This is a genomic window from Enorma phocaeensis, assembly GCF_016901575.1.
GTDB classification, from domain to species: Bacteria; Actinomycetota; Coriobacteriia; order Coriobacteriales; family Coriobacteriaceae; genus Limicola; species Limicola phocaeensis_A.
Genome location: NZ_JACJKQ010000088.1, coordinates 1 through 229, shown reverse-complemented (window position 1 = coordinate 229; position 229 = coordinate 1). Strand labels below are relative to the sequence as shown.

Below are 229 nucleotides of genomic sequence, written 5' to 3'. Positions count from 1 at the left end.
TACTCAGCCGTTCGCCACTCGCGTCCCCCCGAAGGGGGGTGCCGTTCGACTTGCATGTGTTAGGCGCGCCGCCAGCGTTCATCCTGAGCCAGGATCGAACTCTCCGTCCAAACTGTAGAAGTCTGGTCCGCGGAGGCCCGACCGGCCAGGCGACCGCAGGCTCTCTGCCGTCGTCTGTCGGATCCATCCAGCGTCCGTTCTCGTCTGGTTCGGGTCGACGGGCCGCCTT

At 65.9% G+C, this 229-nt stretch carries 1 rRNA gene; it reads right to left on the bottom strand.

Annotated elements, in window-relative coordinates:
- Positions 1-110: ribosomal RNA gene (locus H6A15_RS10285) — 16S ribosomal RNA — on the bottom strand; the annotation flags it as partial.
- Positions 111-229 lie beyond the last annotated feature (119 nt).